The 604-nt window shown below is 36.3% G+C and carries 1 protein-coding gene; it reads left to right on the forward strand.

The genetic code is table 11. The features are described from left to right. Positions 1-195: 195 nt before the first annotated feature. On the forward strand, positions 196-604 hold a 409-nt coding region (locus tag N1032_RS26390), incomplete at its 3' end, for a hypothetical protein (protein WP_259543613.1).

Genomic DNA, 604 nt, shown 5'->3' on the forward strand with positions numbered 1-604 from the left:
ATGATTCTTCTCGTTATAGTGATACTCCTTTGGTTATCCGTGGGTAGTGTTTAAGGGAAATATTTATCTTCATATAGTATATTTGGTACTAAAACCATATATATTGTAATATATAAAGCATATAGCTTTGAGCTTTTGGATATGCTCTGAGCTTAATGCTTTAAAATTGAATATTATTTATAAGGATATAATTACATGCCTGTATTAAAATCTGAACCGCGTACTTCTAAATTCAAGAAAAATTATGATCTGCTGAAAAAAGATGATTATGATGCTCGTATCACTCGTATCGTAATGTTAGGCCGTCAAGAGTTTACTTACACTGATCGTAAGACTGGTGTCACTGAAACCAAACAGAACTATGCAGTTGAACTTGCATTTGAACTGATTGGTATTAATGCTACTGGTACTGACCACGAAGGTAAACCACTTGAACCTCGTCCGTCTTGCATGTTCCAACGTTACAAACTCATTCCTAGTAGCACTCGTGGTAACTTCCTCGATATCATCAAGATGGTAGACCCGTCTGTTACTAAACAACCTAACGATCCTGATTGGCTGCGTGATAACATGCTCAATGCTCCAGTGAATCTTAGTGTTGATG

The organism is Herbiconiux daphne (assembly GCF_024979295.1).
Classification (GTDB): Bacteria; Actinomycetota; Actinomycetes; order Actinomycetales; family Microbacteriaceae; genus Herbiconiux; species Herbiconiux daphnes.